General features: G+C 72.3%; 23 protein-coding genes. 7 read left to right on the plus strand and 16 right to left on the minus strand.

All coding sequences use genetic code 11. The features are described from left to right. Positions 1-293: 293 nt before the first annotated feature. Positions 294-710 (minus strand): PIN domain-containing protein, encoded by a 417-nt coding sequence (locus tag Dsi01nite_RS44790; RefSeq protein ID WP_203852552.1) that lies wholly within the window; start codon positions 708-710, stop codon positions 294-296. A 71-nt stretch (positions 711-781) separates the two neighbouring features. On the opposite strand from Dsi01nite_RS44790, the gene Dsi01nite_RS44795 reads away from it, so the two are divergent. Further along, on the plus strand, positions 782-2,776 hold the full coding sequence (locus Dsi01nite_RS44795; protein WP_239136656.1) for a GGDEF domain-containing protein: 1,995 nt from the start codon (positions 782-784) through the stop codon (positions 2,774-2,776). Between the two features lie 44 nt (positions 2,777-2,820). Continuing rightward, the gene (locus Dsi01nite_RS44800) at positions 2,821-3,789 is read left to right on the plus strand and encodes an SLAC1 family transporter (RefSeq protein WP_203852553.1); all 969 of its coding nucleotides are present in this window, start codon (positions 2,821-2,823) and stop codon (positions 3,787-3,789) included. A gap of 10 nt (positions 3,790-3,799) precedes the next feature. Here Dsi01nite_RS44800 and Dsi01nite_RS44805 read toward each other — a convergent pair whose 3' ends face one another. The 12 genes from Dsi01nite_RS44805 to Dsi01nite_RS44860 all read right to left on the minus strand — a co-directional run bounded on the left by Dsi01nite_RS44805 (position 3,800) and on the right by Dsi01nite_RS44860 (position 16,549). Beyond that, positions 3,800-5,089 carry an AAA domain-containing protein gene (locus tag Dsi01nite_RS44805; protein WP_203852554.1) on the minus strand — a complete coding sequence of 430 codons (1,290 nt, stop codon included), beginning with the start codon at positions 5,087-5,089 and terminating at the stop codon, positions 3,800-3,802. A 31-nt stretch (positions 5,090-5,120) separates the two neighbouring features. After that, positions 5,121-6,605 carry a hypothetical protein gene (locus Dsi01nite_RS44810; RefSeq protein ID WP_203852555.1) on the minus strand — a complete coding sequence of 495 codons (1,485 nt, stop codon included), beginning with the start codon at positions 6,603-6,605 and terminating at the stop codon, positions 5,121-5,123. 80 nt (positions 6,606-6,685) lie between these two features. After that, a complete protein-coding gene (locus Dsi01nite_RS44815) occupies positions 6,686-7,813 on the minus strand; it encodes a hypothetical protein (protein ID WP_203852556.1) in 1,128 nt (375 codons plus the stop codon). Positions 7,814-7,847: 34 nt separating this feature from the next. Then, the gene (locus Dsi01nite_RS44820) at positions 7,848-8,642 is read right to left on the minus strand and encodes a hypothetical protein (protein ID WP_239136658.1); all 795 of its coding nucleotides are present in this window, start codon (positions 8,640-8,642) and stop codon (positions 7,848-7,850) included. A 110-nt stretch (positions 8,643-8,752) separates the two neighbouring features. Beyond that, on the minus strand, positions 8,753-9,799 hold the full coding sequence (locus tag Dsi01nite_RS44825) for an acyltransferase family protein (protein WP_203852558.1): 1,047 nt from the start codon (positions 9,797-9,799) through the stop codon (positions 8,753-8,755). Positions 9,800-9,929: 130 nt separating this feature from the next. After that, complete coding sequence (locus Dsi01nite_RS44830; RefSeq protein WP_203852559.1) at positions 9,930-10,418, minus strand: DsbA family protein; 489 nt, start codon at positions 10,416-10,418, stop codon at positions 9,930-9,932. 27 nt (positions 10,419-10,445) lie between these two features. Next, complete coding sequence (gene tuf, locus Dsi01nite_RS44835) at positions 10,446-11,633, minus strand: elongation factor Tu (RefSeq protein ID WP_203852560.1); 1,188 nt, start codon at positions 11,631-11,633, stop codon at positions 10,446-10,448. Positions 11,634-11,973: 340 nt separating this feature from the next. Next, a complete protein-coding gene (locus Dsi01nite_RS44840) occupies positions 11,974-13,056 on the minus strand; it encodes an FHA domain-containing protein (protein WP_203852561.1) in 1,083 nt (360 codons plus the stop codon). Between the two features lie 267 nt (positions 13,057-13,323). Then, positions 13,324-13,827 carry a DUF2199 domain-containing protein gene (locus Dsi01nite_RS44845; RefSeq protein WP_203852562.1) on the minus strand — a complete coding sequence of 168 codons (504 nt, stop codon included), beginning with the start codon at positions 13,825-13,827 and terminating at the stop codon, positions 13,324-13,326. Positions 13,828-13,835: 8 nt separating this feature from the next. Next, entirely contained in the window at positions 13,836-14,642 is an 807-nt protein-coding gene (proC, locus tag Dsi01nite_RS44850) for a pyrroline-5-carboxylate reductase (protein ID WP_203852563.1), read from the minus strand. A 72-nt stretch (positions 14,643-14,714) separates the two neighbouring features. Continuing rightward, entirely contained in the window at positions 14,715-15,743 is a 1,029-nt protein-coding gene (locus tag Dsi01nite_RS44855) for a 6-phosphofructokinase (RefSeq protein WP_203852564.1), read from the minus strand. A gap of 167 nt (positions 15,744-15,910) precedes the next feature. Then, positions 15,911-16,549 (minus strand): MerR family transcriptional regulator, encoded by a 639-nt coding sequence (locus Dsi01nite_RS44860; protein WP_203852565.1) that lies wholly within the window; start codon positions 16,547-16,549, stop codon positions 15,911-15,913. Between the two features lie 83 nt (positions 16,550-16,632). On the opposite strand from Dsi01nite_RS44860, the gene Dsi01nite_RS44865 reads away from it, so the two are divergent. Then, the gene (locus tag Dsi01nite_RS44865) at positions 16,633-17,592 is read left to right on the plus strand and encodes a hypothetical protein (RefSeq protein WP_203852566.1); all 960 of its coding nucleotides are present in this window, start codon (positions 16,633-16,635) and stop codon (positions 17,590-17,592) included. Continuing rightward, positions 17,592-18,029 (plus strand): ABA4-like family protein, encoded by a 438-nt coding sequence (locus Dsi01nite_RS44870; RefSeq protein WP_203852567.1) that lies wholly within the window; start codon positions 17,592-17,594, stop codon positions 18,027-18,029. The genes Dsi01nite_RS44865 and Dsi01nite_RS44870 overlap by 1 nt, the downstream gene beginning before the upstream one ends. Here the strand turns inward: Dsi01nite_RS44870 and Dsi01nite_RS44875 are convergent. After that, entirely contained in the window at positions 18,010-18,510 is a 501-nt protein-coding gene (locus Dsi01nite_RS44875) for a polyadenylate-specific 3'-exoribonuclease AS (RefSeq protein WP_239136660.1), read from the minus strand. The two genes, Dsi01nite_RS44870 and Dsi01nite_RS44875, sit on opposite strands and share 20 nt — an antisense overlap. 30 nt (positions 18,511-18,540) lie before the next feature. Then, positions 18,541-19,431 carry an aminoglycoside phosphotransferase/kinase family protein gene (locus Dsi01nite_RS44880; RefSeq protein WP_203852569.1) on the minus strand — a complete coding sequence of 297 codons (891 nt, stop codon included), beginning with the start codon at positions 19,429-19,431 and terminating at the stop codon, positions 18,541-18,543. Positions 19,432-19,724: 293 nt separating this feature from the next. On the opposite strand from Dsi01nite_RS44880, the gene Dsi01nite_RS44885 reads away from it, so the two are divergent. Beyond that, the gene (locus Dsi01nite_RS44885) at positions 19,725-20,417 is read left to right on the plus strand and encodes a Crp/Fnr family transcriptional regulator (RefSeq protein WP_203852570.1); all 693 of its coding nucleotides are present in this window, start codon (positions 19,725-19,727) and stop codon (positions 20,415-20,417) included. 67 nt (positions 20,418-20,484) lie between these two features. Further along, positions 20,485-24,072 carry an ATP-binding protein gene (locus tag Dsi01nite_RS44890; protein ID WP_203852571.1) on the plus strand — a complete coding sequence of 1,196 codons (3,588 nt, stop codon included), beginning with the start codon at positions 20,485-20,487 and terminating at the stop codon, positions 24,070-24,072. Here Dsi01nite_RS44890 and Dsi01nite_RS44895 read toward each other — a convergent pair. After that, positions 24,059-24,766, minus strand: a complete 708-nt coding sequence (locus Dsi01nite_RS44895; protein WP_203852572.1) for a lysophospholipid acyltransferase family protein — start codon at positions 24,764-24,766, stop codon at positions 24,059-24,061. The genes Dsi01nite_RS44890 and Dsi01nite_RS44895 overlap by 14 nt on opposite strands. Positions 24,767-24,945: 179 nt before the next feature. On the opposite strand from Dsi01nite_RS44895, the gene Dsi01nite_RS44900 reads away from it, so the two are divergent. Then, a complete protein-coding gene (locus Dsi01nite_RS44900; protein WP_203852573.1) occupies positions 24,946-25,779 on the plus strand; it encodes a DUF308 domain-containing protein in 834 nt (277 codons plus the stop codon). Positions 25,780-25,828: the final 49 nt, after the last annotated feature.

The following is a 25,828-nucleotide window of genomic DNA, read 5'->3' on the forward strand; positions in this document are numbered from 1 at the left end:
ACGCCGCGAGACCCACAACGGGTCAAGGAGTACCTCATGGCACATGGCACCGACCTTACCAGCATCGTCACGCCGTGCGACAGATCTGTAACCTGCCGCACAGAATAGATCGATGACAATTTGTCTGATGTTTTCGGCCGACATTCACCGGCCATTCACGACATGTCTACGAGTCCAGCTTTGCCACCGTGCGACGACGGGTCAATCTCTTCCCGCATGCTGAGAAGATCATGAGTGAGAGTACCGACAGACCCATGCCGAGGTGCGCACATGTTGCCGACAAATCCTATCCGCTAGATAGATTCACGTCGTCCACCATATGAGATCGACGCGCGCAACTCACCGGGGCTGACAATACTCGCACCGAGCTCGCGCACCCGTTGGCGGAGCTCCCGGTCCGCGGTCACCACCACGACCGGACGGCGACCCACATTGTCGGCGACGAGCGCGACGATGTGGTCGTCACCGGATTGCGGCGCGGCTTCGACACGCACACCCGCAACCGGCGGCACGCCCCGGGCGGCACCCTCCACCACCAGGGTGATCGCACCGAGCAGCACGGCCGGCACCGTGGCGACGTCCCGCGCCGCGAGGGCGTCGCGGAGCCGGGTCGCGGCCCCGCGCCGGTCCCGCCACCAGCCGTCGGGCACGGAGCCGACGACATTGGCGCCGTCCACGACGATCAACGGTTCGGCGGATTCGGGATCCATGTGAGCAGTCTTACCCGCCGGACATCCTCAGCAGTCCCCGGACCGCGCCGATGTCGAGCACCGGAGGCGCCATGGAACAGATCCGAGAGACGGCCGGTGTCACCCTGCGCGCCATTGTGCGATACGTGCGCGCCAGGGGCGGCGACACCGCGGTCGCACACGTGCTCAACCTCGCCGGCGAACACGAGCCGCCCGAGGCGTACGACGACGCCCGCCGCTGGTGGTCCTACGAGACGAAGATCAACGTGTTCGCGGCGGCCGCGCAGGCGCTCGGCGACGAGTCCGTCGGGCTGCGGGTCGGGCAGAGCATCCTGTCGTACTCCGTGAACACCCCGCTGCGGCTGGGGCTGCTGATGCTCGGCGGACCGACCCAGCTGATCCGGCTGATCGCCACGACCAGCGCCAAGTTCAACGCCAGCGCCGACATGTCCACGCTGTCGACCGGACACGGCACCGCCACGGTGCAGTACCGGCTGCGCGGCGGCTACCAGCCCAGCCGCTACGACTGCGACTACACCCGCGGGCTGCTCACCCAGCTGCCGGCGCTGTTCGGGCTGCCCGCGGCCACCGTCGCCCACGACGCCTGCCAGGTCGAGGGCGCCGAGGCGTGCGTGTACACGGTCCGCTGGCGGCAGCGGCGGCTGCTGTCCTGGCTGTGGCGGGGCCGCCGCCGGGCCGGCGACGACAGCACCGACGACGTCCTCGCCGGGCGGATGGAGCTGCTGCAGCGCACCGTCGCCGAGCTCGTCGCCGCCGAGCAGCCCGAGCGGGCCCTCGCCGTCGTCGCCGACCGGGCCGGCTACGCCGTCAACGCCCAGGCGTTCCTGCTCGTGGCCTCCCCCGCGCCGGACCAGCCGCGGCAGGTGCACGGCTACGGGCTGACCGACGCCGAGATCGCCGTGCTCACCGACGCGCCGCCGACCAGCTTCGGCGGCACGCTCGTGGCCGACATCGCCTCGCCGAACCGCTACTACGGGTATCTCGTGGCCTACTGCGAGGACTTCTTCGACGCCGAGCGGCGGATGCTCGACGCCTACGCGAACCTCGCCGCCGTCGCCCTCGACGCCCTGTCCGCCCTGGAGACCGCCGCCGAGCGGCAACGGACCGCGGAGAGCCTCCTGGCCCTCGCCCGCAAGCTGACCCTGGCCCGGACCACGCCCGAGGTCGCCGAGGTCACCGCGGACGCCGTCCGGTCCGTGATGGGCGCCGACTCCGCGACGGTACTGCTGCACCAGCAGGGCAAGCTCCGCATGGTCGCCAACTCGGGGGCCGGCGACGGCCGGCTCCGCAAGGCGCAGAACCTCACCGTGTCCCCGCAGGACACCGACCTGTTCGACCGCTTCCGCGCCAACACCGGCCGCCCCCGCGTCTACGACCGCGGCAGCGAGGAGCCGTTCATCCTCGCCATGCTCGACACGTTCGGCCACGACATGATGATCATCGTGGACATCGCGCTGCCGGACCACCCGTACGGCATCCTCGTCGCCGCCTACGACACCCCGCAGGGCACCACCCGCGCCCGCGAGATCATCAACCGGATGGCCGGCGTCGCGGACCAGGCCGCGACCGCGCTGCGCACCTGCGAGCTCCTCGAGGAGACCTGGCGGCTGGCGCACGTCGACGCGCTGACCGGCCTGGCCAACCGCCGCGCGTTCATGGCCGCCCTCGACGCCGCGCTCGGCGTCGGCGAGGGCGCGCTGCTGTTCATCGACCTCGACGGCTTCAAGACGGTCAACGACACCCTCGGCCACGCCGCCGGCGACCAGCTCCTCGCGGCGGTCGCCGGCCGGCTCACCGCCGCCGCGCGCACCGGCGACCTGGTCGCCCGCCTCGGCGGCGACGAGTTCGTCGTGCTCACCCACGGCACGCTCGGCGCCGACGGCGTGCCGGAGCTGGCCGGACGGATCCAGGCCGCGCTCACCGAGCCGGTCGCGGTCCTCGGCGGCGGGACGATCACGGCCCGCGCCAGCGTCGGCGGCACCCGCTTCCACGCCGGCGAGGAGTCCCAGCACGTCCTGCACCGCGCCGACACCGCCATGTACGAGGCCAAGCGCGTCCTGACCTGATCAGGACCCGGGATAACCGCCGCGGTGCCGGGTAGTGCGCGACCGTGAACCCACGGACCAGCGAGCCGCACGTCGGGATCACCCCGAACCTGTTCGGCATCGCGTACGGACTGGCCGGCCTGGCCGGCTGCTGGGGTTACGCCGCGTTGCTGGGCTTCGCCCCCGCGCTCGTCTCCGACATCCTGTGCGTCCTGGCCGCCGTCGTGTGGCTGGCGCTCCTGGTCAGCTACGTGTCGCAGGTGCCGCGACGGCCCGGCGGCTGGCCCGCCGAACTGGCCGACCCGGTGCTTGGGCCGTTCGTCTCGCTGATCCCGATCGTCGGCATGCTGCTGTCCGTCGGCCTGATGCGGCACGAACGCACGGCGGGCCAGTGGCTCTTCGGCGTCTTCGCCGCCGGCACCGTCGTGCTGGCCGCCTGGATGGCCGGCCAGTGGCTCTCCGCCGGCCTCGACCTGGACAAACTCCATCCCGGATACGTGCTGCCGGCCGTCGCCGGCGGACTCATCGCCGCCATCGGCGCGGCCCTCGCCGGCTGGTCGGGCCCGGCGCGGGTGTTCTTCGGCCTCGGTGCCGTGTCGTGGCTCGTCATCGAGTCGATGATCCTGGCCCGGCTGTACTTCCGCCCCCCGCTCCCCCCGCAGCTGCGACCCACCCTGGCGATCCTCGCCGCCCCGCCGGCCCTCGCCGGGCTGGCGTATCTGGCCGTCACGCGCAACCGGGTCGACGCCGTGACCTTCGGGCTCGCCGGTTACACCCTGCTGGCCGCACTCGTGCAGGTCCGGCTCGTCGGCGGGTACCGCCACCTGCACTTCGCCTCGGGGTTCTGGGCGTTCGCCTTCCCCTACGCGGCGGTCGCCACGTTCACGCTGCACTGGGTCGCCTACGCCCACCCGCCGGGCTACCGGATCTGGGCCTGGATCGTCGTCCTCGCGATCACCGCGTTCGTCGCCGCGCTCGCCGCCGAGACGACCATGGCGCTCGCCCGGCACCGTTTCCTGCCGCAGCTGCGCTGAACCGCGCCGGTCAGTGGTCGCCGCTGAGGTGCGCCAGCATGGCCTGGTTGGCCTCCCAGCCGTCGGGGAACCGGACCGGGACGTTGAGATGGACCGGCTCGGCGGACGGGTGGGTGTCGAGAAGCTCGGCGATGCCGGCCCTGGCCACGACCACGCACGCGTGCCGGTGCCGCGAGGCGAGCACGCACAGGCGGCCCGCTTCGAGGTGGAAGGCGCTCGCGTCGCGGCGGCCGGACAGCGGGTGCAGGATGACGGTGACGTCGTACTCGCGGCCCTGCAGGCGGTTCGCGGTGTCGACGGTGACGTCGGCGGCGACCGTGCCGGCCAGGGCCTGGCGGATCGCGGCGACCTGGTCGCGGTGCGCGGCGCCGACGGCGACCCGGTCGACGGTGACGGGCCGGCCGTCCGGGGCGTGCTCGGAGTAGGCGACCGGGCCGCGCTGCAGCAGCCGGGTCACCAGGTCGGCGATCGCGGCGACCGCCTCCCGGTCGGTGCGCACCGTGTGCCGGGCCGGCAGTTCGTGCAGCGCCCAGCCGGTGCGGCGGGCGGTCTCCAGGGTCGCGTCGAGGCCGTGATCGCCGCCGAGCGCCCGGGCGGAGAACTCCAGGCGCCGGTCCGCCGGTTTCGTGCCCGCCTCGAACGGGGTGAACGGGTAGAACGCCGCCGACACCACGGACGCGGCCGACGGTGGGAGGCGCCACGACACCGGCAGCCGGTGCACGGGCAGGTCCGGGTTGTGCCGCAGCAGCACCGCGACGGCGCTCTGCATCGGGTCCCAGGACAGGCCCGCCCAGCGTTCCACGGCCACGACCGAGAAGGGGTCGAGCTGGCCCGGGTCGCCGACGAACAGCGCGCGGGAGAACCGGCCGGCGACACGCAGCAGCATGTCGGAGCGCATCTGGTACGCCTCGTCGACGATCGCCCGCTCCCAGCTGCCGTCGGTGACGGTGGCCCACTTCGCGGCGGTGCCGATGGTGACGGCGCTGGCGTTCATGTCGCTGACGGCGCCGCTGACGGTGACGGTGCCGTGCTTGACGACGCGCTGCGCCGGGACGTAGGTCGACGCGGACAGCCGGCCGATCGCGAGGTTGGGCGCGGCCGTCGCCAGCCGGTCGATGAGGTCGTCGACCTGCTCGTTGGTCTGCGCGACCACCATCAGCCGTTCGCCGGCCTCGGCGAGGGTACGGGCGGCGCGGACCACGAGGGTCGACTTGCCGGCGCCGGGCGGCGAGTCGACGACGACGCCCCGACCGGCGGCGGAACCGAAGTCGCTGAGAATGGACTCGATCACACCGCTCACGCCGTCACCTCCGCTGCGCTCCGCTGGCCGCTCACGACCAATCCTCCACGGCGTCGTTGTCGCTCGCGTGATACTCGATGACCGGCGGCGGGCCGCCGTGCGTCCACGGGGTGTCGTCGCGGCTCGGGAAGCGGCCCGGCGGCTGGTAGGCGTCGGTGACCGGGCCGTACGTGACGCGGTCCCCCACCTCCGGCACCGACCCCGGCGCCGGTTGTTTCGTGGAGCGGCCCATGCCCTTGGACAGTTCGAGGACGACGTCCACGCTGGACACCGACACGACCGTCGCCTGCTGGGCGAGGCGGGCCGGGGACACCAGGTGCGCGCCCGGCTCCAGGCGCACCGGGTCGTCGGTCTGCACCGTGATGTGCGGGCGCAGCGCCGCCTTCTTGCCCGACGTGTCGACCCGGTTCGGCGACGCGGCGACGACGGTGCCGGTGAACGCCTCCCCCGACAGCCGGAACTCGGCCATCACGAGGGGGTCGTCGAGGGCCCGTTGCGCGTCGTAGCGGGCCTGTTCGCGTTCGAGCCGGTCGAGCCGGCCGGCGGCGGCGACGGCGCTGTCCCGCCGGGGCTGCGGCAGCGCGGTCCCCTCGGCCAGGGCCATGTGGTACATGGTGAACACGTCGCGGTCCATCGCCCAGCGGGTCTCGACGGACGCGCCGGCCGGCCGGGTCCGCAGCAACCGGACCGCCTGCCAGGTCAGGTCCCAGGTGGGCCGCATCTGGTCGGCGACGGCGGCGGTGAGCGCGGCGAGCGCCCGTTCGCGGGCGAAGTCGTCAATCGAGCGGGCGACGGCGGCCAGGGCCGGGGCGAGGATCTCGTTGTCGAAGGTCGGGTCGGTGCTCGGCCCGGCCGGCGGGGAACGCAGCGGGTCCTCGGCCAGGGCCGCGGCGCCGGCGCCGTCGAGGTCGCCGGGCGGGTCGATCCACCCGAGCAGCGCGGCGAGGTTGGCGTCCTCCAGGCCGCTCTGCCCGGTCGCCCAGTGCTCGCTGAGCACCGACGTCATGGCGAGCAGCATCGAGGAGCCGGGGTGGTCGGCGCGTTCCCGCAGGAACGTCAGCCACTGCCCGAGGATCGGCACGGTGCGGTGCACCGGGTACGGGCCGAACGGCCGGCGGAACCGGGTGGAGCGGCCCAGCAGCCGCACGAACTCGACGCCGCCCCGGTTCGGCACGATGACCTGGGGCGCTTCGGCGTAGCGTAGTTTCGTGCCACCGGCGCCGGTGTCGACGCTGCGGGCGCACCCGTCCACGTAGGACAGCACGACCCGGGCCAGCTCGGCGACGAAGTCGAAGCGCTGGGTGCGGTCGCGGGGGTTGGCCACGACGAGCAGCCGTGGCTCGCCGGGGTCGGTGCCGACGATCGCGGCCAGGGGCGCGGCGGCCTCACCGGCGAGGCTGAGCGGCACCAGGACCAGCGGCCGCTCGGCGACATGGGTGTGCCGGACCGTCGTCAGGGGCTGGGCTCTGCCCGACTCGACTGCCTCGGCCCGCGCCAGCGCGGTCAGGATGCTCACGGCGCCGGCTCACTGCGCTCACCGGCACCGCGAGGCACGAGGCGCTGCAACATGGTTCGCTCGCTCCGCTCACTCACGTGTCAGCCGATGCCGTCGAGGCACTCGGTGCGCAGCTTGTGCGCGAAGCGCAACAGGCCGGCGATCTCCTCCTGGCCGGCGCCCGGCGTCAGCGTCCCCCGGGCCAGCCCGAGGACGGTGCCGATGCTCTCCACGCCGCCGAGGTCGTCCCGGACCGACCGGCCGAGGGCGGACGTCGACCCGGCCGACTCGTCCCGGCAGAAGAACGCCATCTCGCACGTGCCGAGGCAGTCCGGGCTGTACCGGGCGTCGATCGTGCTGACCGCCTTGCGCAGCTCGTCGGCGGGGCGGGTGGCCTGCTGGTCGCTGTCGTAGGCGAGGTCGAAGGACAGCCCCGCCGGCAGCGCGTCGAGGATCGACTCCAGGCGGGTGAGCCGGGACAGCTGCCGCCGCAGGACGGTCAGCTGCTTGCGCACGTCGACGAGGGTGGCGGTGGGCCGGTTGGCGAAGTTCTCCGGGCAGACGAGCACCACGTCGTGCGACACCGACTCCGGCGGGTGGCCGAGCTCGGCGAGCAGCTCGCGCATCGCCATGACGTACACCGCGGACTGGGTCGCGGCGGCGGCGGTCTTGCCCGGGTCGGCCTGACCGTCGATGACCGCGAACGACTTGATCTCCACGACGTGGAACTTGCCGCCGGCCCGGAACGCGATGAGGTCGGGCTCCAGGTACGCGTAGTAGCCCGCGATCTCCAGCCGCAGCATCGGGTGGTCGAAGAGCGTCCCCGCGTCGTCCCGCTCCGACGCGGCCCGGGCGAGGAGCGCCTTCGTGCGGGCGTACCGGACCTCGCGGCTGGCGTTGCCGCCGACGTTGGACAGGTCGTCGTAGGCGACCTCGGGGATCGCCAGGCCGAGCCGGTCCCGCAGCAGCTGCAGCAGCTCGGCGGCGCCGTCGGCCTTCACCTGCGCCTCGAACGCGTTGCCGCGGGCGATCGCGAACCGGGACTGGCCGAAGCCGGCGGGGAAGCCGAGCTGCCCGGCGACGGCGCCCTTGTTGACCCCGGCGGCGTCCATCAGCCCACGGCGGCCGCACCCGGGGTTGCTGGTGAGGGCCGCGATGGTGCGCGCGTTGTGGTTGCGCGGCGCCACCGTGCCGCGGATGCGGTCCAACCGGTCGACCAGTGGGTCCATGAGCGGTCTTCTTTCGGGGAAGAATTTCGCGGTTTCACGTCGTGCTCGCGGTACGACGCAGTCGTTGCAGACGGGCTCCGAAGAGCGCTTCGGATCCGTCCAGGCGTTCCTGGGCCCGACTGGCCGCAGCGGTGCGGTCCGCGGTGTCGGCCTCGAGGTGCACGTCGAGCTCGGCCTGGGCCAGTTCGGCCACGGACGAGGGGGTGATCCCCGCACTGCCGGCACCGGGGATGCTCGCGGCGAACCGCCACAGCAGCCGCTGGGCGTCGTGCGCGTCCTCGGGCAGCTGCGCCACCCGCTGGGCCACCTTGATCGCGCCGATGAGGAAGTCGACGCGGGCGCTGAGCGGTCCGACGACCCTGATCTCCAGGGGCCAGGTGGACAACGCCAGGAGCCCGCGCGCCGGGGACAGCAGGTCGGCGGTGAGCGCGGGGCACAGGTAGTACGGCCGGCCGAACGGCTGGACGCGGAACGAGCGTTCCTCGTCGCGGCGCAGGCTGGTGAGGCGCGCCGCGACCAGTTCGCCCGGGAAGAAGGCGTCGTGGACGGCGATGATGAGCTTCGGCGCGGCCGGCACCGTGAGCAGGGTCAGCGCGTGGTGCACCTGCTCACGGATCGACAGCATCGGCTTGTGCACCGGCTGCGGCGCCGGCCGGGCCTGGTCCTCCAGGTCGGCGAGGGCGTCGTCCCAGGCGTGCTCCGCCTGGCGCAGCTCGGCCCGGAGTGCTCGGGCCATGGTCCGGTCACCGGTGGTGGCGGCCCGTCGCAGCTCGCCACGCAACCGGTCGATCCGCCGCTCGAGCAGCTCGATGTGGATCGGTTCGGACACGAACGGCACGGTAGCCGGTTCCAGCAAGTTCCAGCAAAGACCAGTGTCGGCGTGTCGTGTTGCAACTTGCGCTGAAACGGTTCGCCACTGCTCCTCGATGCGCCGTCGTTCTACGCCGGTACCGGTTGCGCCTGGTCCTCGAGCCGGCGGTTCGATGCCCGGGTCGGCAGTGGGATGAGCTTCGGCTTGCGCCTGGCGGCCAGGTCCTCGACCCAGCCCAGCCCGAGCACGACCAGGGTGACCAGCGCGAACACCAGCACGATCTGGAGCAGCCCGCCGTAGGGGCCGAGCAGCGAGATCCCGGCGGCGACCGCGGCCAGCCGGACCGCGGTGATCACGGCCTCGTGCCACAGGTAGATGGTCAGCGCCCGCCGGTTGACCGCCTCGACGGCCGGCTCGGCCGCACCGAGGCTCAGCGCCGCGGGGGCCGCGTTGAGCATCACCAGCAGGAAGGCGGTCGACCACAGCACGTCGGCGACCGGCACGTCGTTCATGTCGTACCCGCGCGGCCCCGGGTGGCTGTACAGGATGAACAGCCCGATGCCACCGACCACCAGGCACGCCGGCCACAGCACCTTGCGGGAGACCCGCTGCAGGGTGCCGTCGTGGTGGGCGAAGCCGAGCATCCACATCGGCGCGTACATGAAGAAGTCGCGGACCATGCCGCCGGTGCCGTAACCGGTCTCCCACATCGTGACGAGGATCCCGAACGGCACGAGCACGGTGGGGATCGGCGCCTTCCGGAAGAGCCACAGCATGACCGGCGACAGGATGATGAACCACAGGTAGGAGCGGACGTACCAGATCTGGCTGAACCAGACCCCGCCCTTCTCCGACGTCGGCGGATCGTCCAGCGGCAGGAACCACAGGACGAGGCGCCAGGTGTGCTCCAGCCCGCCCATGAAGGACATGAGCACGACGGCGAACGCGCCCAGCACCCAGAACGGCACGACGATGCGGCGCATGCGGCGGCCGATCGCCTTCAGGCCGACGCCGTCGGCACGGTCGAGGGAGGCGGCCATGAGGGAGCCGCCGAGCGCGAACATGAGGCCCATGGCCGGGAACGCGACGGTCAGCCACGCGAACCCCAGGGTGTGGTAGGTCACCACCCGGATGATCGCGACGGCTCGCAGGAGGTCTACGTACCGGTTCCGCATCCCCTACAGGTTGCCCTGACGCTCTTAACGGCAACCTTGGTTCAGCTCAAAATTGGCTGTGTTTCTTCTCAAAGATCCTAGGGAGGACAAGCCGTAACTCTTCTGGCAATCGACACTGTTCACCCGCATCTCACCCGATTGCCACTTTATCGAGCGCCTCACGGAGCGACTCGAAGTCGAAGCCGCCCTCATGCGGCACGCCGTTCACGAAGAACGCGGGCGTCCCACGCACCCCGGCGGACCGGCCGGCGGCCAGGTCGTTGTCGACCCGCTGGTAGTGCGCGCGGGTCCCGCCGGTGCCCGGGAGGCCGAACTGCTCCGCGTACCGGGACAGGTCCGTGTCCTCCAGGCTGTCCTGGTGGGACAGCAGCAGCGCGTGCATGCCCCAGAACGAGCCGGCGTCGGCGGCCGCCTCCGCGAGCAGCGCCGCCGGCATCGCCCGCGGGTGCTTGTCGACGAGCGGGAAGTGCCGGAACGCGAACCGCAGCCGCCCGGCGAAGTGCAGCTGCAGGCGCTCCACCACGCCGAATGCCCGGCCCGAGTACGGGCACTGGTAGTCCCCGTACTCGAGCAGGGTCAGCGGTGCGTCGGCCGGGCCTTGAACATGGTCGGTGTCCATACCGACCAGTGCCCACCTCGGACTCCCTTAGTCGAGGAGTTCCGTGACCGTGCCGGCGGCGACGGTGCGACCACCCTCGCGGACGGCGAACCCGAGGCCTTCGGCCATGGCGACCGGCTTGCCCAGTTCGACCGTCAGGTCGACGGTGTCGCCGGGCATGACCATCGTGACCTCGCCCAGGTCGACCGACCCGACCACGTCCGTGGTCCGGAAGAAGAACTGCGGCCGGTAGTTGGCGAAGAACGGCGTGTGCCGGCCTCCTTCCTTCGTGGTGAGCGCGTACACGTGGGCGGTGAACCGGCGGTGCGGCGAGACCGACCCCGGCAGCGCGACGACCTGGCCCCGCTGCACGTCGCCGCGGCGGATGCCGCGCAGCAGCAGCGCCGCGTTGTCGCCCGCCTCGGCCTGCTCGAGCTGCCGGCCGAACGTCTCCAGGCCGGTCACCACGCTGGACCGGGTGGGGCCCAGCCCGACGACCTCGACCGGGGCGTTGAGCCGCAGCGTGCCGCGCTCGACCGCGCCGGTGACGACGGTGCCACGCCCGGTGATCGTGAGCACGTTCTCGATCGGCATCAGGAACGGCTCGGCGAGCACCCGGTCGGGCACCGGGACATACCGGTCGACCGCGTCGAGCAGGTCGAGCACCGACCGCACGCCGGCCGGGTCGCCCTTGAGCGCCCGCAGCGCGGACACCCGGACGACCGGCACGTCGTCACCGGGGAACCCGTAGCCGCTGAGCAGCTCGCGGATCTCCAGCTCGATGAGGTCGAGCAGCTCGGCGTCGTCGACCGCGTCGGCCTTGTTCATCGCCACGACCAGGTGGGGCACGCCGATGCGCCGCGCGAGCAGGACGTGCTCGCGCGTCTGCGGCATGACCCCGTCGACCGCGCTGACCACCAGGATCGCACCGTCGACCTGGGCCGCACCGGTGATCATGTTCTTCACGTAGTCGGCGTGGCCGGGCATGTCGACGTGGGCGTAGTGCCTGGTCGCGGTCTCGTACTCGACGTGGGCGATGTTGATGGTGATGCCCCGGCTGATCTCCTCCGGCGCCCGGTCGATCCCCTCGAACGAGGTGTACCGGTTGACGGTCGGGTAGCGCTCGGCGAGCACCTTGGTGATCGCGGCGGTCAGGGTCGTCTTGCCGTGGTCGACGTGACCCATGGTGCCGATGTTGAGGTGGGGTTTGTTCCTCGTGAACGTCTGCTTGGCCATCTGACACTCCACAGTGGATGTGTGGTGGGTGTGCAGAACCGCGCGGCCACCGTCGTGAAGGGTGGCCGGACCACCCTCCTCCGTAGGTTCCGCATGAAAGGCTGCGGGAGGAGGGTCAGCTTCGTAGCGCCGAGGCGCACGCGACCGCGGAGCCGGTGGCCGATAGGCCCGACTCGAAGAACGCGGTCGTGGTGATCACGCTGGAAAGATAGCTCGCCGTCACTCCAGCGACAACCGGTTTACCGTCCGGCAGGTTTGCTGCTTCGGCAGGTGTACTGCGTGGGCAGGTGTACTGCTTCGGCAGGTGTACTGCTTCGGCAGGTGTACTGCTTCGGCAGGTTTACTGCTTGGGCAGGCGCAGGGCGATCGTGGGCGCGTCGGCCATGACGGAGTTGGGGGCGCCGCCCTTGGCGACCGACGACGGCGGGCGGTCCGCGCGGCCGACGGTGACCTCGGGGTAGAGCTCGACCTCGTCCCACTCCCCCATCGCCTTGGGCTCACCCCGGTGCAGGTCGACCTCGCGGGGCGGGACCGAGGAGCCGGTGCGGGCCAGGACCGCGGCGCCGTTGGTGCTGACGTCGGTGACCAGGACCATGCCGTCGCGCAGTTCGAGGCGGACGTGGTTGCGGCTGACCCGGCGGGTCGACTCGTCGTTGAGCCAGTTGCCGATGGTGATGCCGCCCGGCTCGTCCGGGGCCCGGCCGACGACGACCGGGCGGGCCGCGGTCAGCGGGAAGCGGGCGCGCACGATGCCGTCGATGCGCACCGCCATCGTGATCGCCGGCGGCCGGGGACCGGCGTCGATCAGCCGGTCGCCGTGCCGCGGGCACAGCGGGGCGCCACTGGGCAGCGCGGGTGGTGGCTGTCCGGCACCGGCGGCGGGCGGCCGGCCGAGCGTCGGGCAGTCGGCGGCCGGGCAGCGCCAGAACCGGGCGAGCACCGGGTGCGGCCGCGGCGACGAGCCGGTCGACGGGGCCAGGGCCAGCTCCATCCCGCCGGCCGCGCCGGTGGTGAGGTAGACCGGGCCGGGGTGGCCGGGCAGCGGGGTGCGGCTGATCAGGGGCAGGCCGGTGAGCGCGGCCGCCTCCCGGACCCGGGCACCGGTCCGGGCGCCGGGCGGCAGCATCTCGATCAGCCCGTCGTCGGACCACCGGCGCAGCACCATGCGCTCGTTGGAGGTGAAGTCGGTGTCGGACATGGCGCCGCGTTCGGCGACGGCATACAGGGCGACGTTGCCGTCGCCGAGCTGCCGGCTGAGCGCGTCGACGAACATGCCGAGGCGCAGCAGGGAGGCGGGGCGACCGCCGTCGAGGTCGACGCTGCGGGCAGCCTCCACCAGGTCGATGACCCCACCGACAGCGAGGGGGTCGACACTCAGTCTCCGCTCGACCGCGTCGAGCGCACGGCTGGTTTCGAATCGCACCCGGTTATCATGTCGCACCTGCGCCGCCGGTTCGACCCGGCATTGCCGCAAAGCCGCCGTCGACCACCTCTGCGGCCGACGGCGGGCTTTACGCCGCGCTCGTCGGCTGGGGAAGGGCACCGAGCGCGGGACACGTGACGAGCGGGGGGCCACCGGTCACGGTTTGCATCAGCTTCACTGCAGGTAACGGTACGGGCAGCACACCGTGTCGGATACCGGTGAATACCTGAATGAACGAAGTGTCAGCCGGGGCGTCCAGGGACGTCCTCAGGCGCCGCACGCGGCGGCGATGGCCGGCAGTTCGTGCGCGTCGATGCCCTCGCGCTGCCGCACCGCGAGGGGATGCTCGTGCGCCCGGAGCTCCACCAGGGGCCGCAGGCCGGGCCGGCGCGTGTGCACCCGGACCTTCAGGCGCAGGGTCTCCGGGTAGCCGGGGATGCGGTTGGCCAGCTGGCCGAAGAACGGCGGCTCGGCGGCCCGGTCCGGGTCCTCCCACTGCTCGACGGCCCGGGCGAAGCCGGCCGCGCTGAGGCTGGCCCAGACGCTGTAGGTCAGCGCGTCCTGGGCGCCGCGGACCGGGACCTCGATCAGGCCACGGATGAAGAAGTGCTGCTCATCGAGATCGGGCAGTTCGACGAAGCACAGCTCCTCCTCGAGGAACGATGCTCCGCCGACGCCGGGGACGGCCCAGGTGTCAGGGGCGGAGAACGACCACATGCTCGGCACGTCGCCGAGGTCCACGCCGCAACACGCGCAAGTGATGACGGTCACCGGGAGATTCAACCACTCTGCGCGGCGAGCTCCCGGGCGCGGTCGCGGGCGGCTTCGAGCGCGGCCAGGAACGCCGCCCTGACCCCGTGGTTCTCCAGCTCGCGGATCGCGTTGATGGTGGTGCCGGCCGGCGACGTCACGGCCTCGCGGAGCTTCACCGGATGCTCGCCGGACTCCCGCAGCATCACCGCCGAGCCGATCGCGGTCTGCACGATGAGGTCGTGTGCCACCTGGCGGGGCAGGCCGAGCAGGATGCCGGCGTCGGTCATCGCCTCGACCAGGAAGTAGAAGTAGGCGGGGCCGGAGCCGGACAGCGCGGTCACCGCGTCCTGCTGGGACTCGGGGACCCGGATGGTGCGGCCGAGCGGCCGGAACATCTCCTCGGTGAGGGCGAGGTGCTCGGCGGTGGCGTGCGGGCCGGCCGAGATCGCGGTCATCGCCTCGTCGACCAGCGCCGGGGTGTTGGTCATGACCCGGACCACCGGGGTGCCCTCGGGCAGGTGCCGGGCGAAGAACGCGGTGGGCAGGCCGGCGCAGAGCGACACGACGAGCTTGCCGGCCGGCAGCTTCGGGCCGAGGTCCGCCAGGAGCACCCCGGCGTCCTGCGGCTTCACCGCGACGGTGAGCACGTCGGCCTCGAGCATCGCGGTCTCGTTGTCCACGACCTTGATGCCGTAGCGCTCGGCCAGCTCCTGGGCCCGCTCGGGGCGGCGGGCGGTGGCGAGGAGGCGGTCGGCCGACCAGCCGGCCCGCAGCAGCCCCGACAGCAGCACCTCACCGAGCTTGCCGGCACCGAAGACGGCGATGGTCCGCACGAACTCACTCCCTAGGTTGGCGACGCACCGCGGCCCGGCCCCGGTCCAACCGGGGCCGGGCCGTGACGGGGATCAGGAGCCGAAGAAGACCTCGGCCTCGGTGTAGCGCTCGACCGGGACGGTCTTGAGCTCACGGGTCGCGTCGGCCAGGGGCACGCGCACGATGTCCGTGGACTGCAGCGCGACCATCTTGCCGAAGTCGCCCTCGTGCACGGCGTCGATCGCGCCCAGGCCGAAGCGGGTGGCGAGGACCCGGTCGAACGCGGTCGGCGTGCCACCGCGCTGGATGTGGCCGAGCACGACGGTGCGGGCCTCCTTGCCGGTCTTCGCCTCCAGCTGCTCGGCGAGCCACTGGCCGATGCCGCCGAGGCGGACGTGACCGAACGCGTCGAGCTCCTGGTTGTGCGTCACCATCTGGCCGTCGAGCGGCTGCGCGCCCTCGGCGACCACGACGATCGGCGAGTACTGCGTCTGGAAGCGCTTCTCGACGTAGCCGGCGACCTGCTCGACGTCGAACTGCCGCTCCGGCAGGAGGATGACGTTGGCGCCACCGGCGAGGCCGGCGTGCAGCGCGATCCAGCCGGCGTGGCGGCCCATGACCTCCACGACGAGCGTGCGGTGGTGCGACTCGGCCGTGGTGTGCAGCCGGTCGATGGCCTCCATCGCGATGTTGACCGCGGTGTCGAAGCCGAACGTGTAGTCGGTCGCGCCGAGGTCGTTGTCGATCGTCTTCGGCACGCCGACGACGTTGACGCCCAGGTCGGTCAGCTTCGCCGCGACACCCAGGGTGTCCTCGCCGCCGATCGCGACGAGCGCGTCGATGCCCAGCTCGGCCAGGTTCGACTTGATCTTCTCGACGCCGCCGTCGATCTTGAACGGGTTGGTCCGGGAGGAGCCGAGGATGGTGCCGCCGCGCGGCAGGATGCCACGGACCTGTGCGATGCCCAGCTCACGGGTGTTGCCCTCGAGGGGGCCACGCCAACCGTCCCGGAAGCCCACGAACTCGTGACCGTAGGTGGAGATTCCCTTGCGGACCACGGCACGGATGACCGCGTTGAGTCCGGGGCAGTCGCCGCCCCCGGTCAGTACGCCGATACGCATGCTAGATCTTGCCTTCCTGGTTGCGGTGCTGCCCGACCATGCTGACGGGCGCGGTCGAGCCCTCGTTGGCGACGCTGCCGATTCACAGCGCACTGTAGTCGCTCCGCCTGAACTCGCCGACGTCGCATCAGCCAGCACTTCCGGCCCGGCGGCCGCCCCGGACGGCCTCAGCAGCTGTCGTCGCGGATGCCGAACATCTTGGCCGACTCGTGCTCCTGCGCCATCCGCCGCAGGGCCGCGAGCAGGGAATCCCCCAGGATCGAGCCCACCACGGCGGCGTGCAGCTTGCCCTCGTTGCCGCCCGCCTGGGCGACGAAGCGCAGGTCGTGCACCGCGATCTGCTCGGCGAGGTCCGCGTACTGCTCCAGCAGGTGCTCGACATCGGCGCCGACCTGCTGGAACGCGGCGACGACCTCGGCCGCGGACTGCCGGGTGCGGGCGTTGTCCGACAGCAGCCAGCCGCGCTCCTTGATCAAGGATCTCACCCGTTCGTGGGCCGCGGCGAGCATGGCCGGGTCGCTGGTCTCGCGGGTGCCGACGGTGGCCGGCAGGGCCCGGCCGAGCACCTCGTGCACGTCGGGGTCCGGCCGGTCCAGCTCGGTGAGCAGGTCGCGGATCGTGGCGATCGGCAGCCGGCCGATGTCCAGCAGCACCCGCACCAGACGCAGCCGCTGGACGTGGCGATCGTCATACCTGGCCTGGTTGGGGCTGGTCAGCTCGCCGGCCGGGAGGAGCCCCTCGCGCAGGTAGTACTTGATCGTCGGCACCGGCACGCCGGTCGTCTGGCTCAGCTCAGCGATGCGCATCAGGGTCCTTTCAGGGTTGACATGGATAGTGTAGCTCTCCAATAGTGGAGAGCGCCGCTATCCATACTGTCTGGGAGCCTCTGATGCGTCTCGCACAGCTGCACCGCCCCCTCATCATCTCCACCGCGGTGATGATCCTCATCGCAATCTTCGCCGGTGCCGGGCTCGCTCTCGACGACCGGGAGCTGATCGGCGTCCCGATCTGGCTCAAGCCGTTCAAGTTCGCGGTGTCGATCGCCATCTACGCCGTCACCATCGCCTGGCTGCTGTCGCTGCTGGAGCGCCGGCGGCGGCTCGGCTGGTGGCTCGGCACCGTGATCGCCACCGCCATGATCGGCGAGATGGTGATCATCGTCGGCCAGGCGGCCCGCGGCCGGCAGAGCCACTTCAACAACCAGACCCCGCTCGACTCCATCCTGTACAGCGTGATGGGCGCCACGATCGCGATCGCCTGGATGTGCACGCTGGTCCTCGCGATCCTGCTGCTCATCCAGCGCCTGCCGGACCGGGCCAACGCCCTCGCCGTGCGCTTCGGCCTGCTCGTCGGCCTCGGCGGCATGATGGTCGGCTTCCTGATGACCATGCCCACCAAGGCGCAGCTCGACCGGCCCGAGGGCGAGGCGCCCACGATCGTCGGCGCGCACAGCGTCGGCGTTCAGGACGGCGGGCCCGGCCTGCCGCTGGTCAACTGGAGCACCACCGGCGGCGACCTGCGCGCCGCGCACTTCATCGGCATGCACGCGCTGCAGGCGCTGCCGCTGCTCGGGTTCCTGCTGGTGCTCGCCTCCCGGCGCTTCGCCCGGCTCAGCTTCGACCGGGTGCGGGCCCGCGTCGTGACCGTCGCCGGCGGCGCGTACGCGGCGCTCACCGTCCTGCTCACCTGGCAGGCGCTGCGCGGGCAGTCGATCGTCCACCCGGACGCGCTGACCCTCGCGGCCCTCGGCGGCCTGCTGCTGGCCACCGCCGGCGGCCTGGCCTGGGCCCTGGACCGCCCTCGTACGGTGGAGGTCCCCGCCGCACCGATGCTGAGTGAGGTCCACTGATGGCCGGCACCCTGTTCCAGCTCGCGTTCCTGGTGGTCATGCCGTTCTGGGCGCTGATGATCGTCGCCCCGAAGTGGCACTGGTCACGCCGGATCGCCGGGTCGGTGTTCATCGCCCTGCCGGCGCTGGTCGTCTGGGCCCTCGCGATCGCCCCCGTCTTCAGGGACTTCGCCGCGGAGATGATCAACCCCGACCTGGCCGGCGTGCGTGCCCTGTTCGCCGACGACGACGTGGTCGCCGCGGTCTGGGCCCAGGTCCTCGCGTGGGACCTGCTCGTCGGCCGCTGGATCTACCTGGACAGCCGCGAGCGGCGGATCCATCCGGTGATCATGGCACCGGTGCTGGTCCTGACGATCCTGCTGTCCCCGCTCGGGCTGCCGCTCTACCTGGCGCTGCGGATCCCCTTCGCCCGGCAGGTCACGACCCCGGACGCATGACGGCCCAGCGGGCCAGGTTGTGCCGGGCGTCGACGAGCGCGTCGTGCCGCCCCTCCGCCGCGGGCAGGGGCGGCCGGCCCGACTCGTCCCACAGCTGGCGCAGGTCCTTGGTGAACCGGGGGATCTCCCGGGGCAGCGTCGGCATCGGACCCCACAGCTGGGCGAGCGCGACGTGGTCGTAGGCGGCATACCAGGCCCACAGCTCCAGCTCGTCGGCCTCGCCCGCGCGCAGCGGCTCGACCAGGAACTCCAGGAGCTCCTCGCGGATCCGTTCACGGGAGCGCCACGCCTTGTCGGCCGGTGACGGCAGCTTGTCCAGGACGTTGCGGCGCACCCACGGCACCGCCCGCGAGCCGTCGAACTCCGTGGAGACCGCGTAGTACTCCCGGCCGTGCTCGTCCACCACCCCGATGGAGACCAGGTCGATCAGGCGACCGTCCTCGATGAACTCACAGTCGTAGAAGTAGCGATATGCCGACACCGCACACATCCTGCCGGGCGGTGCCGGGCCTCACCGCAGCAGGGTCGCCAGCCGGGTCAGCTCGGCGTGGTCGCGGGGGGTGCCGCCGTCGGCGTGGATCCGCGCGGCGACGGCGGCGGCCTGGACGGCGGTCCGCAGCGCGAGCATCGCGGGCAGGACCGCCTCGCACTCGTCGCCCGGGACCGGCCCGGCCCGCACGTACGCCTCGACGAGCGCGTCGGCGCCGGTGCCGCCGGCGCACAGGACGGCGTGGGCCAGGTCGTACAGCAGCGGGCCCGTGCCGGTGGCGGCCCAGCCGACCAGTCCGACCCGGCCGGTGGCGGGGTCGAGCCGGAACCGGGCGGCGGCCGGCGCGCCGTGCCGGACCCCGTAGGTGAGCTGGTCGGTGACCATGATCCGGCGGACCACGGCCGCGGTCTCCACGACCGCCGGCCCGAGCCACGGCTCCATCGCCAGGTGGGGCGCCGCCGACGGCACCGCCGCCGCCTGGAACTTCGCCAGGTCCTGATGCACGAACCGGCGCAGGCTGCGGTGCGCGGCGCCCAGCGCGGCACCCCACCACGCCTGGTCCACGGGGTCCTCGGCGCGCAGCGGCCGGCCGGGCACCAGGCACAGCAGGGCGAGGACGCCGTCACCGGCGCGCGAGGTGAGCGCGCCGTCGGCGGCCCGGACCGGACGGCCGGCGCACAGTCCGGCGGCATCGACGTGTTCCGCGGCACACAGCCCGGCCTCGAAGCCGCGCCGGGCCGCCGTGGGAGCCCATTTCACGACGAACTGGTCACTGTCCCGTGGCGACGTTTCGAGTTGCCGGTCGTCAATCTCCACCCGCCAGGCGGCGGCGCCGAGAGGAATGCACGGGCCGGGACTGCACTGCCAACTTCTGCGCAGTGTCGTGTGCACCTGGTCGGCAGCGGGGGCCACGCTGCGCATTATGCGCCGATGCCGGGACACGTGCCGGGGAAACGCGGATACCCGAGGTGCCGGTGCTCGCACCACCGGCGCCTCGGGTACCCGACACCAACCCCGCCCCCCAGCGGTCTGCGTGCTGGCACTAGCCTGCCTGCGGGCGCATGCGCGGGCTGTCGGTGAGCCGATGCGGGGGATGTACAGACTCCGACACGCGCGTCATGATCTGGTAGAAGTTCCGTACTGTGCTCGTGATCACCTACCGTGATCACGAGTCCGATCAACGCTGCACCGGGAGGGGTTTGACCGTGGAGGGTCGGCTGCCAGATCCCGGCGACGCACTGACCGGTGTGGACATGTTCAGTGGTCTGGAGCCCGATGTGCGTCAGCGGGTCATCCAGGCGGCGGTGCCACGGACATACCGCAAGGGCCAGCTGCTGTTCGTCGAAAACGATCCGGGCGAATCACTCATCGTGCTCAAACGCGGTGCCGTGATGGTGTTCCGGACCGCGCCGACCGGCGAGCGCGCGGTCCTTTCCGTGGTCCGCCCGCCCGACACACTCGGCGAGGTGTCGCTGCTGGACGGGGCGGCCCGCTCGGCGTCCGCGGAGGCGATCGAGGACTGCCAGGCCCTCGCGCTGTCCCGGCACGCGTTCATCGAGCTGGTCCACGCCAACCCGCGCATCCTGGACGCCGTGATGCGCTCCCTGGGCGCGCTCATCCGGCGCCTCACCGAGCAGAACGCCGACCACGTCTTCCTCGACCTGCCCGGCCGGGTCGCCAAGACCCTGGTCCGCCTCGCCGGCGAGACCAACGCCCCCATGGTCACCATCGAGCTCAACCAGAGCCAGCTGGCCGAGATGGCCGGTGGCTCGCGGCAGAGTGTCAACCAGGCCATCGGGTCGTTCGCCAGCCGCGGCTGGCTGCGCACCGAGGGCCGCCGGATCGTGGTGACCGACCTCAGCGCGCTGCGCCGCAGGGCCGGGATGACCGACCGCTGACCTGCGTCTCGCACCACCGCGTTGCGCGACGCAACGCGGTGGCCGGTCGGGTCCCCGGCGTGTGAGGATGTGCGGGGACCCGAGTCAGGGAGTGTCGGCGATTTCCAGTCAGTGCGCACGCTGCGGCCGCCAGTCAGGCGATGGTGACCGGTTCTGCGGTGGATGCGGCGCCGAGCTGAGCCCCGCCTGCGCGACCTGCGGACGCTCGCTGAGCCCCGACGCGTCCTTCTGCACCGGCTGCGGCACCCCACGCGCCGCCTCCGGGGCGGGCGGCGGCGCCCAGGCCAGGTCCGACCGGCCGATGGGCCGCGCCACCGTGCCGATCCCGGCCACCCGCAGCGAGGACCGCCGCCGCATCAGCGTGCTGTTCGTCGACCTGATCGACTTCACGCCCTACGTCGAGCGCGCCGACCCGGAGCTGGTCCGCGAGCTGCAGAAGGGCTTCTTCTCCACCGCCCGCGAGGTCATCGGCCAATACGGCGGCGTGGTCGAGAAGTACATCGGCGACGCCGTGATGGCGCTCTTCGGCGCGCCCGTGGCCACCGAGACCGACGCGGTGCGCTGCGTGCGGGCCGGCCTGGAGCTGCAGCGGGTGCTCGCCCGGTATGCCAGCACCGGCGACGGCGAACGGGCACTGCGGTTCCGCGTCGGGGTCGCGACCGGCGAGGCGCTCGTCGACGTGGCCGCGGCCCGCGACGGCGGCCAGGCGATCGTCGCCGGCGACGTGGTCAACACCGCCTCCCGGCTGCAGTCCCTCGCGCCGCCCGGCGGGGTGCTCGTCTGCGGCAGCACGTACACGCTGACCAAGTCCTCGATCCGCTACGAGGCGCAGCCGCCGGCGACGCTGCGCGGGCGCTCCACCCCGACCGAGGTGTGGCTGGCCCTCGCCCCGCTGCGGCGCAACCACCCCGACCGGGAGGCCGGCTCCACCCCCCTGGTGAACCGCACCCACGAGCTCAGCCTGCTGGTCAACGCGCTGCACCGGGGGCTGCGGGAACGCACCCCGCAGCTGGTCACCGTGATCGGCCACGCCGGGATCGGCAAGAGCCGCCTGGTGCACGAGCTGTTCCTGCACGCCGAGCGGCTCTTCGACGCGCCCGTGGCGTGGCGGACCGGGCGCTGCCCGCCGTTCGGGGAGAACGTGACCTACGCCGCGCTCGCCGACATCGTCAAGGCCCAGGCCGGCATCCTGGACACCGACAGCGCCGAAACGGCCAGGGAGCGGCTCGACACCGCGCTCAGCGTGATCGTCACCCCGTCGGAGGCCGAGCGGCTCGCCGACGCGCTCAGCCCCCTCGTCGGCCTGCCCGGCCCGAAGCTCGCCCCGGACGAGACCGAGTCCGCCTGGCGGCGCTTCGTGGTCGCGCTCGCCGCGCACCGGCCCACCGTCCTGGTCTTCGAGGACCTGCACTGGGCCGACGAGTCGATGGTGCGGTTCGTCGAGCGCCTCGGCGCCTCGGTCCGTGACGTGCCGCTGCTGCTGCTGTCCACGGCGCGGCCGGAGTTCCTGGAGCGCAACGCGAGCTGGGCCGGCGCCATCGCCGGGTCGGTCACCATCACCCTGCCGCCGCTGCGCGACGCCGAGATCGCCACCATGTACGCGCACCTGCTGGGCCAGGCGGCGTTCCCCGGCCACTCGCTCAACTCCCTCGTCGAGCTGGCCGACGGCAACCCGCTGTACGCCCTCGAGTACACCCGCATGCTGGCCGAGCAGGGCAACCTGCGCACCTCCGACGCGCTGTCCCGGGTGCTGCCGATGCCCGACAGCGTCCACGCCGTCATCGCCAACCGGGTCGACCTCCTGGAGGCCGCCGACCGTGCGGTCCTGCAGGCCGCCGCCGTGGTCGGGATGAACTTCTGGCCGGGCGCGGTCGCCGCGGCCATGAGCCGCCCCGCCGACGGCATCGAGCGCTCGCTGCGCCGCCTGGAGCAGCGCGACCTGATCCACGAGCAGGCCGCCTCGACCATGGAGGGCCAGACGGAGTACCGGTTCGGCCACGTCCTCGTCCGGGACGTCTGCTACCAGCGGCTCCCCCGCACCGAGCGGGTCGCCCGGCACGAGCTGACCGCCGCCTGGCTCGACAGCGTCGCCGCCGACCGCGACACCGACCTCGCCGAGGTGGTCGCCAACCACCGGTACACCGCCTACGAGATCGCCGGCTCGCTCGGCCTGGACGCGCCCCGCTACAGCGTGCCGGCCCGCGACGCCCTGCACCGGGCGGCCCGCCGCACCTATGCGCTGCACGCCCTCGACGCCGCCGCGGCCCACGCCGGCAAGGCCCTCGCCCTCTGCGACGACACCACCGACCAGGGCGAGCGGCTGCGCATCGCGCTCCTCGCGACCGAGATCGCCTTCTACGCCGACCCTTCCTCCTTCCTCGGCACGGACCCGGCCACCGGCGGCACCGACCAGCTCGCGGTCCTCGCCGACCGGCTGTACGCGGCCGGCGAGCAGGCCAGCGCCGCCCGGGCCTGGACCATCCGCGGCCAGGCCGCCTGGCTGCGCGCGGACCGGCTCGGTGCCCTGTCCTGCCTGGACCGGGCGGTGGAGCTGTTCGACGAGCTGCCCGACGCGCCGCAGAAGGCCGACGCCTACGCGGAGCTCGGCCGGCTGCACATGTCCAACTTCGAGGTCGAACCCGCGGTGGCCGCCGCCAGCGCCGCCGCGGAGATCGCCGACCGCCTCGGCCTGATCGAGGTCGCCACCAGCGCCCGGATCACCATCGGCACCGCCCTGTTCCAGGCCGGGGACCGCTCCGGCCTGGTCGAGCTGCAGGCCGCCCTGGAGGTGTGCCGGGAGCGGCGGCTGCTGTCGGAGCACCGGGCGATGCGCAACGTCGCCTGGGCGCTGCTCGAGGACGGCGACTGGACCGCCTCCGCGGCGATGTACGAGAGCAGCCGCAACACCGTCCCCGGCAGCCACACCCTCGCCACCGGCTACTCCAACGTGGCGCAGGTCGCGTACTTCACCGGTGACTGGGCCGCCCTGATCGACGTGGCCGAACGGGTCCCCGCGTCGGAGTGGGACCTGCAGGTGCGCGGCGCCCACGCGTGGATGAAGATCCTGCGCGGCGAGCCCTTCGTCAACCCGGAGGAGATCGAGGACCTCGTCGCCGCCGGGCGCCGCAGCGGCTTCTACCGCCTCCAGTGGACCGTGCTGGGCCACGGTGCGCTCTGCCGGGCGCTGCAGGGCCGGGAGCGCGACGCGGAGGCGCTCGTCGTCGAGCTCGCCAAGACCTGGCGCGAGGTGCGGGCCATCGCCAGCGGCGAGTGGATCGACGCGACCGCGCACGCCGCCGTCCTGGCCGGCCGGGTCGCGATGATGGCGATCCGCGACATGCTCGCCGACGTGCCGCACCCCACCCCGTGGGTCGAGGCGGCGATGCGGACCATCACCGGGGCGATCGCCTTCGTCGACGGCGACTTCGCCCGGGCCGCCGACATGCACCTGGCCGCCGCGGAGCTCTACGGCGAGATCCCCAACGCCTCCGCCCGCATCCTGTCGCTCACCTGGGCGGTCCAGGCGCTCGGCCGGCTGGGCCCGGACTCCGCCGACCGCCTGGAACCGTGGCGCAGCGAGCTGGTCGCCTTCGCCACGCAGGCCGCCGCGCCGCTGCTGCTCGAGCTCGCGGAGCTGCCGCCTACGCCGCTATAGGCTGCTCGACCTTCGCCGGCTCAGGGGCGCTCTTCACCTTCTGTGCGTACATGTCGATGTACTCGCGGCCGGACAGGGTCATCAGCTCATACATGATCTCGTCGGTGACCGCCCGCTCGATGAACCGGTCCCCCGCCATCCCCGCGTAGCGGGAGAAGTCCAGCGCCGGGCCGAAGCGGATGTGGACGCGCTTCAGGTTGGGCAGCCGCTGCCCGATCGGCTGGACCTTGTCCATGTTCATCATCGCCACCGGCACCACTACCGCGCCGGACTCCAGCGCGAGCCGGGCCACGCCGGTCTTGCCCCGGTACAGCCGCCCGTCCGGGGAGCGCGTGCCCTCCGGGTAGATGCCGAAGATGCCACCCGCCCGCAGGATCTTGAGCCCGACCTCCAGGGCCGCCCGGGCCGCCTTGCCGCCCGACCGGTCGATCGGGACCTGACCCGTGCCGGCGAAGAACAGCTTGACGAGGCGCCCCTTAACACCCTTTCCGGTGAAATATTCGGCTTTGGCCGGAAAGGTGACCCGCCGTTTGACGCTCAACGGCATGAAGATCGAGTCCGCGAACGACAGGTGGTTGCTGGCGATGATGACGGGCCCCTCGGCGGGGACGTGTTCGAGTCCCTCCACCTTGGGGCGGAAGATGAGCTTCAGCACAGGCCCGAGGACGATGTACTTGAGGAACCAGTAGAGCACCGCTCAACCTTCCAAGATCTGCCGACAATCGGTGATGACCGTCGCAAAGAGCCTACGAACCAGTTCGGCACACCACAACGCACTCCCGGAAGCACCACTGCGCATGTCAGGATTTCGGTCAGCGGTTTTTTCGCGGCGGACCCGGTCGTCGCGGTGTCGGCCGCGGGGAGGGGCAGGCGGTGCCAGGGGGTGGGGCGCGGCGCGGCCGGCGCGACAACGGCCTGGTAGCGCAGGAATATGCGGTGGTCGGAGACGTTGACCCTCGTGTCGGTGAGCATTTGCTGGACGTCCTCGCGGCCGGAGGGATCGCGGCATATCTCCAGCCTGCCACCGATCTGCACCCCGTGACCCGCACCACGACCCTGCCCGCCAGACCCACCGACCGGCTCTACGCTGACCGTGACCATCTCGCCACGGCCCGTGACTTCCTCAGCCAGCTCACCGCCGTGCCCGAGCAGCACACCCCACCCGCCGAGGCCGCCCAGCCCGCCAAGGCGACTCCCGCCCCGGAGGCCAAGACGAGCCGCACCTCGGACGACGAGACGTTCGCCAGCATCATCGCCGGCTTCCACACGACCGTCGATCCGACCAGTGCGCCCTGGCCCGCCGCCGAGGACCTCGACTCCTCCGGGTCCACCGCCGCCGACATGGACACCGAGCCGGCCCCGCGGCCCCCGATGCGACGCGCCTCCGACGCCGTGGACCGCACCCTGCTGGACGGGCTCGACTCGTTCGGCGCCGACCTGCCCGACGACGAGGACGACGAGGCCGGCTACACGCCCCCGCCCCCGCCGCCGCTGCCCAGGATCGCGCCGTCGACCCTGCTCGCCGTCATCGGCCTGGTGGGCGGGCTGGTCCTGCTGATCTGGCCCGACCTGCTCCCGGTCTTCGGGCCGCAGTCGACGCTGTTCCTGGGCTTCGCGCTGCTGCTGAGCGGCTTCGTCTCCCTGGTCCTGCGCCTGCGCCCCGGCGACGAGGAGGACGACGACCCGGACAACGGCGCCCGCGTGTAGCTGTTTCTGCTGTTTCTGCTGTTTCTGCTGTTTCTGCCGCGGCGGCCTT

The organism is Dactylosporangium siamense (assembly GCF_016862795.1).
In the GTDB taxonomy this organism is placed as follows: domain Bacteria; phylum Actinomycetota; class Actinomycetes; order Mycobacteriales; family Micromonosporaceae; genus Dactylosporangium; species Dactylosporangium siamense.

Bases quoted from the DNA above. Each gene is read 5' to 3' on its own strand.
- Dsi01nite_RS44790 (WP_203852552.1), bottom strand. From the start codon at position 710: ATGGATCCCGAATCCGCCGAACCGTTGATCGTCGTGGACGGCGCCAAT.
- Dsi01nite_RS44795 (WP_239136656.1), top strand. From the start codon at position 782: ATGGAACAGATCCGAGAGACGGCCGGTGTCACCCTGCGCGCCATTGTG.
- Dsi01nite_RS44815 (WP_203852556.1), bottom strand. From the start codon at position 7,813: ATGGACCCACTGGTCGACCGGTTGGACCGCATCCGCGGCACGGTGGCG.
- Dsi01nite_RS44825 (WP_203852558.1), bottom strand. From the start codon at position 9,799: ATGCGGAACCGGTACGTAGACCTCCTGCGAGCCGTCGCGATCATCCGG.
- Dsi01nite_RS44830 (WP_203852559.1), bottom strand. From the start codon at position 10,418: ATGGACACCGACCATGTTCAAGGCCCGGCCGACGCACCGCTGACCCTG.
- tuf (WP_203852560.1), bottom strand. From the start codon at position 11,633: ATGGCCAAGCAGACGTTCACGAGGAACAAACCCCACCTCAACATCGGC.
- Dsi01nite_RS44855 (WP_203852564.1), bottom strand. From the start codon at position 15,743: ATGCGTATCGGCGTACTGACCGGGGGCGGCGACTGCCCCGGACTCAAC.
- Dsi01nite_RS44860 (WP_203852565.1), bottom strand. From the start codon at position 16,549: ATGCGCATCGCTGAGCTGAGCCAGACGACCGGCGTGCCGGTGCCGACG.
- Dsi01nite_RS44865 (WP_203852566.1), top strand. From the start codon at position 16,633: ATGCGTCTCGCACAGCTGCACCGCCCCCTCATCATCTCCACCGCGGTG.
- Dsi01nite_RS44870 (WP_203852567.1), top strand. From the start codon at position 17,592: ATGGCCGGCACCCTGTTCCAGCTCGCGTTCCTGGTGGTCATGCCGTTC.
- Dsi01nite_RS44890 (WP_203852571.1), top strand. From the start codon at position 20,485: ATGTGCGGGGACCCGAGTCAGGGAGTGTCGGCGATTTCCAGTCAGTGC.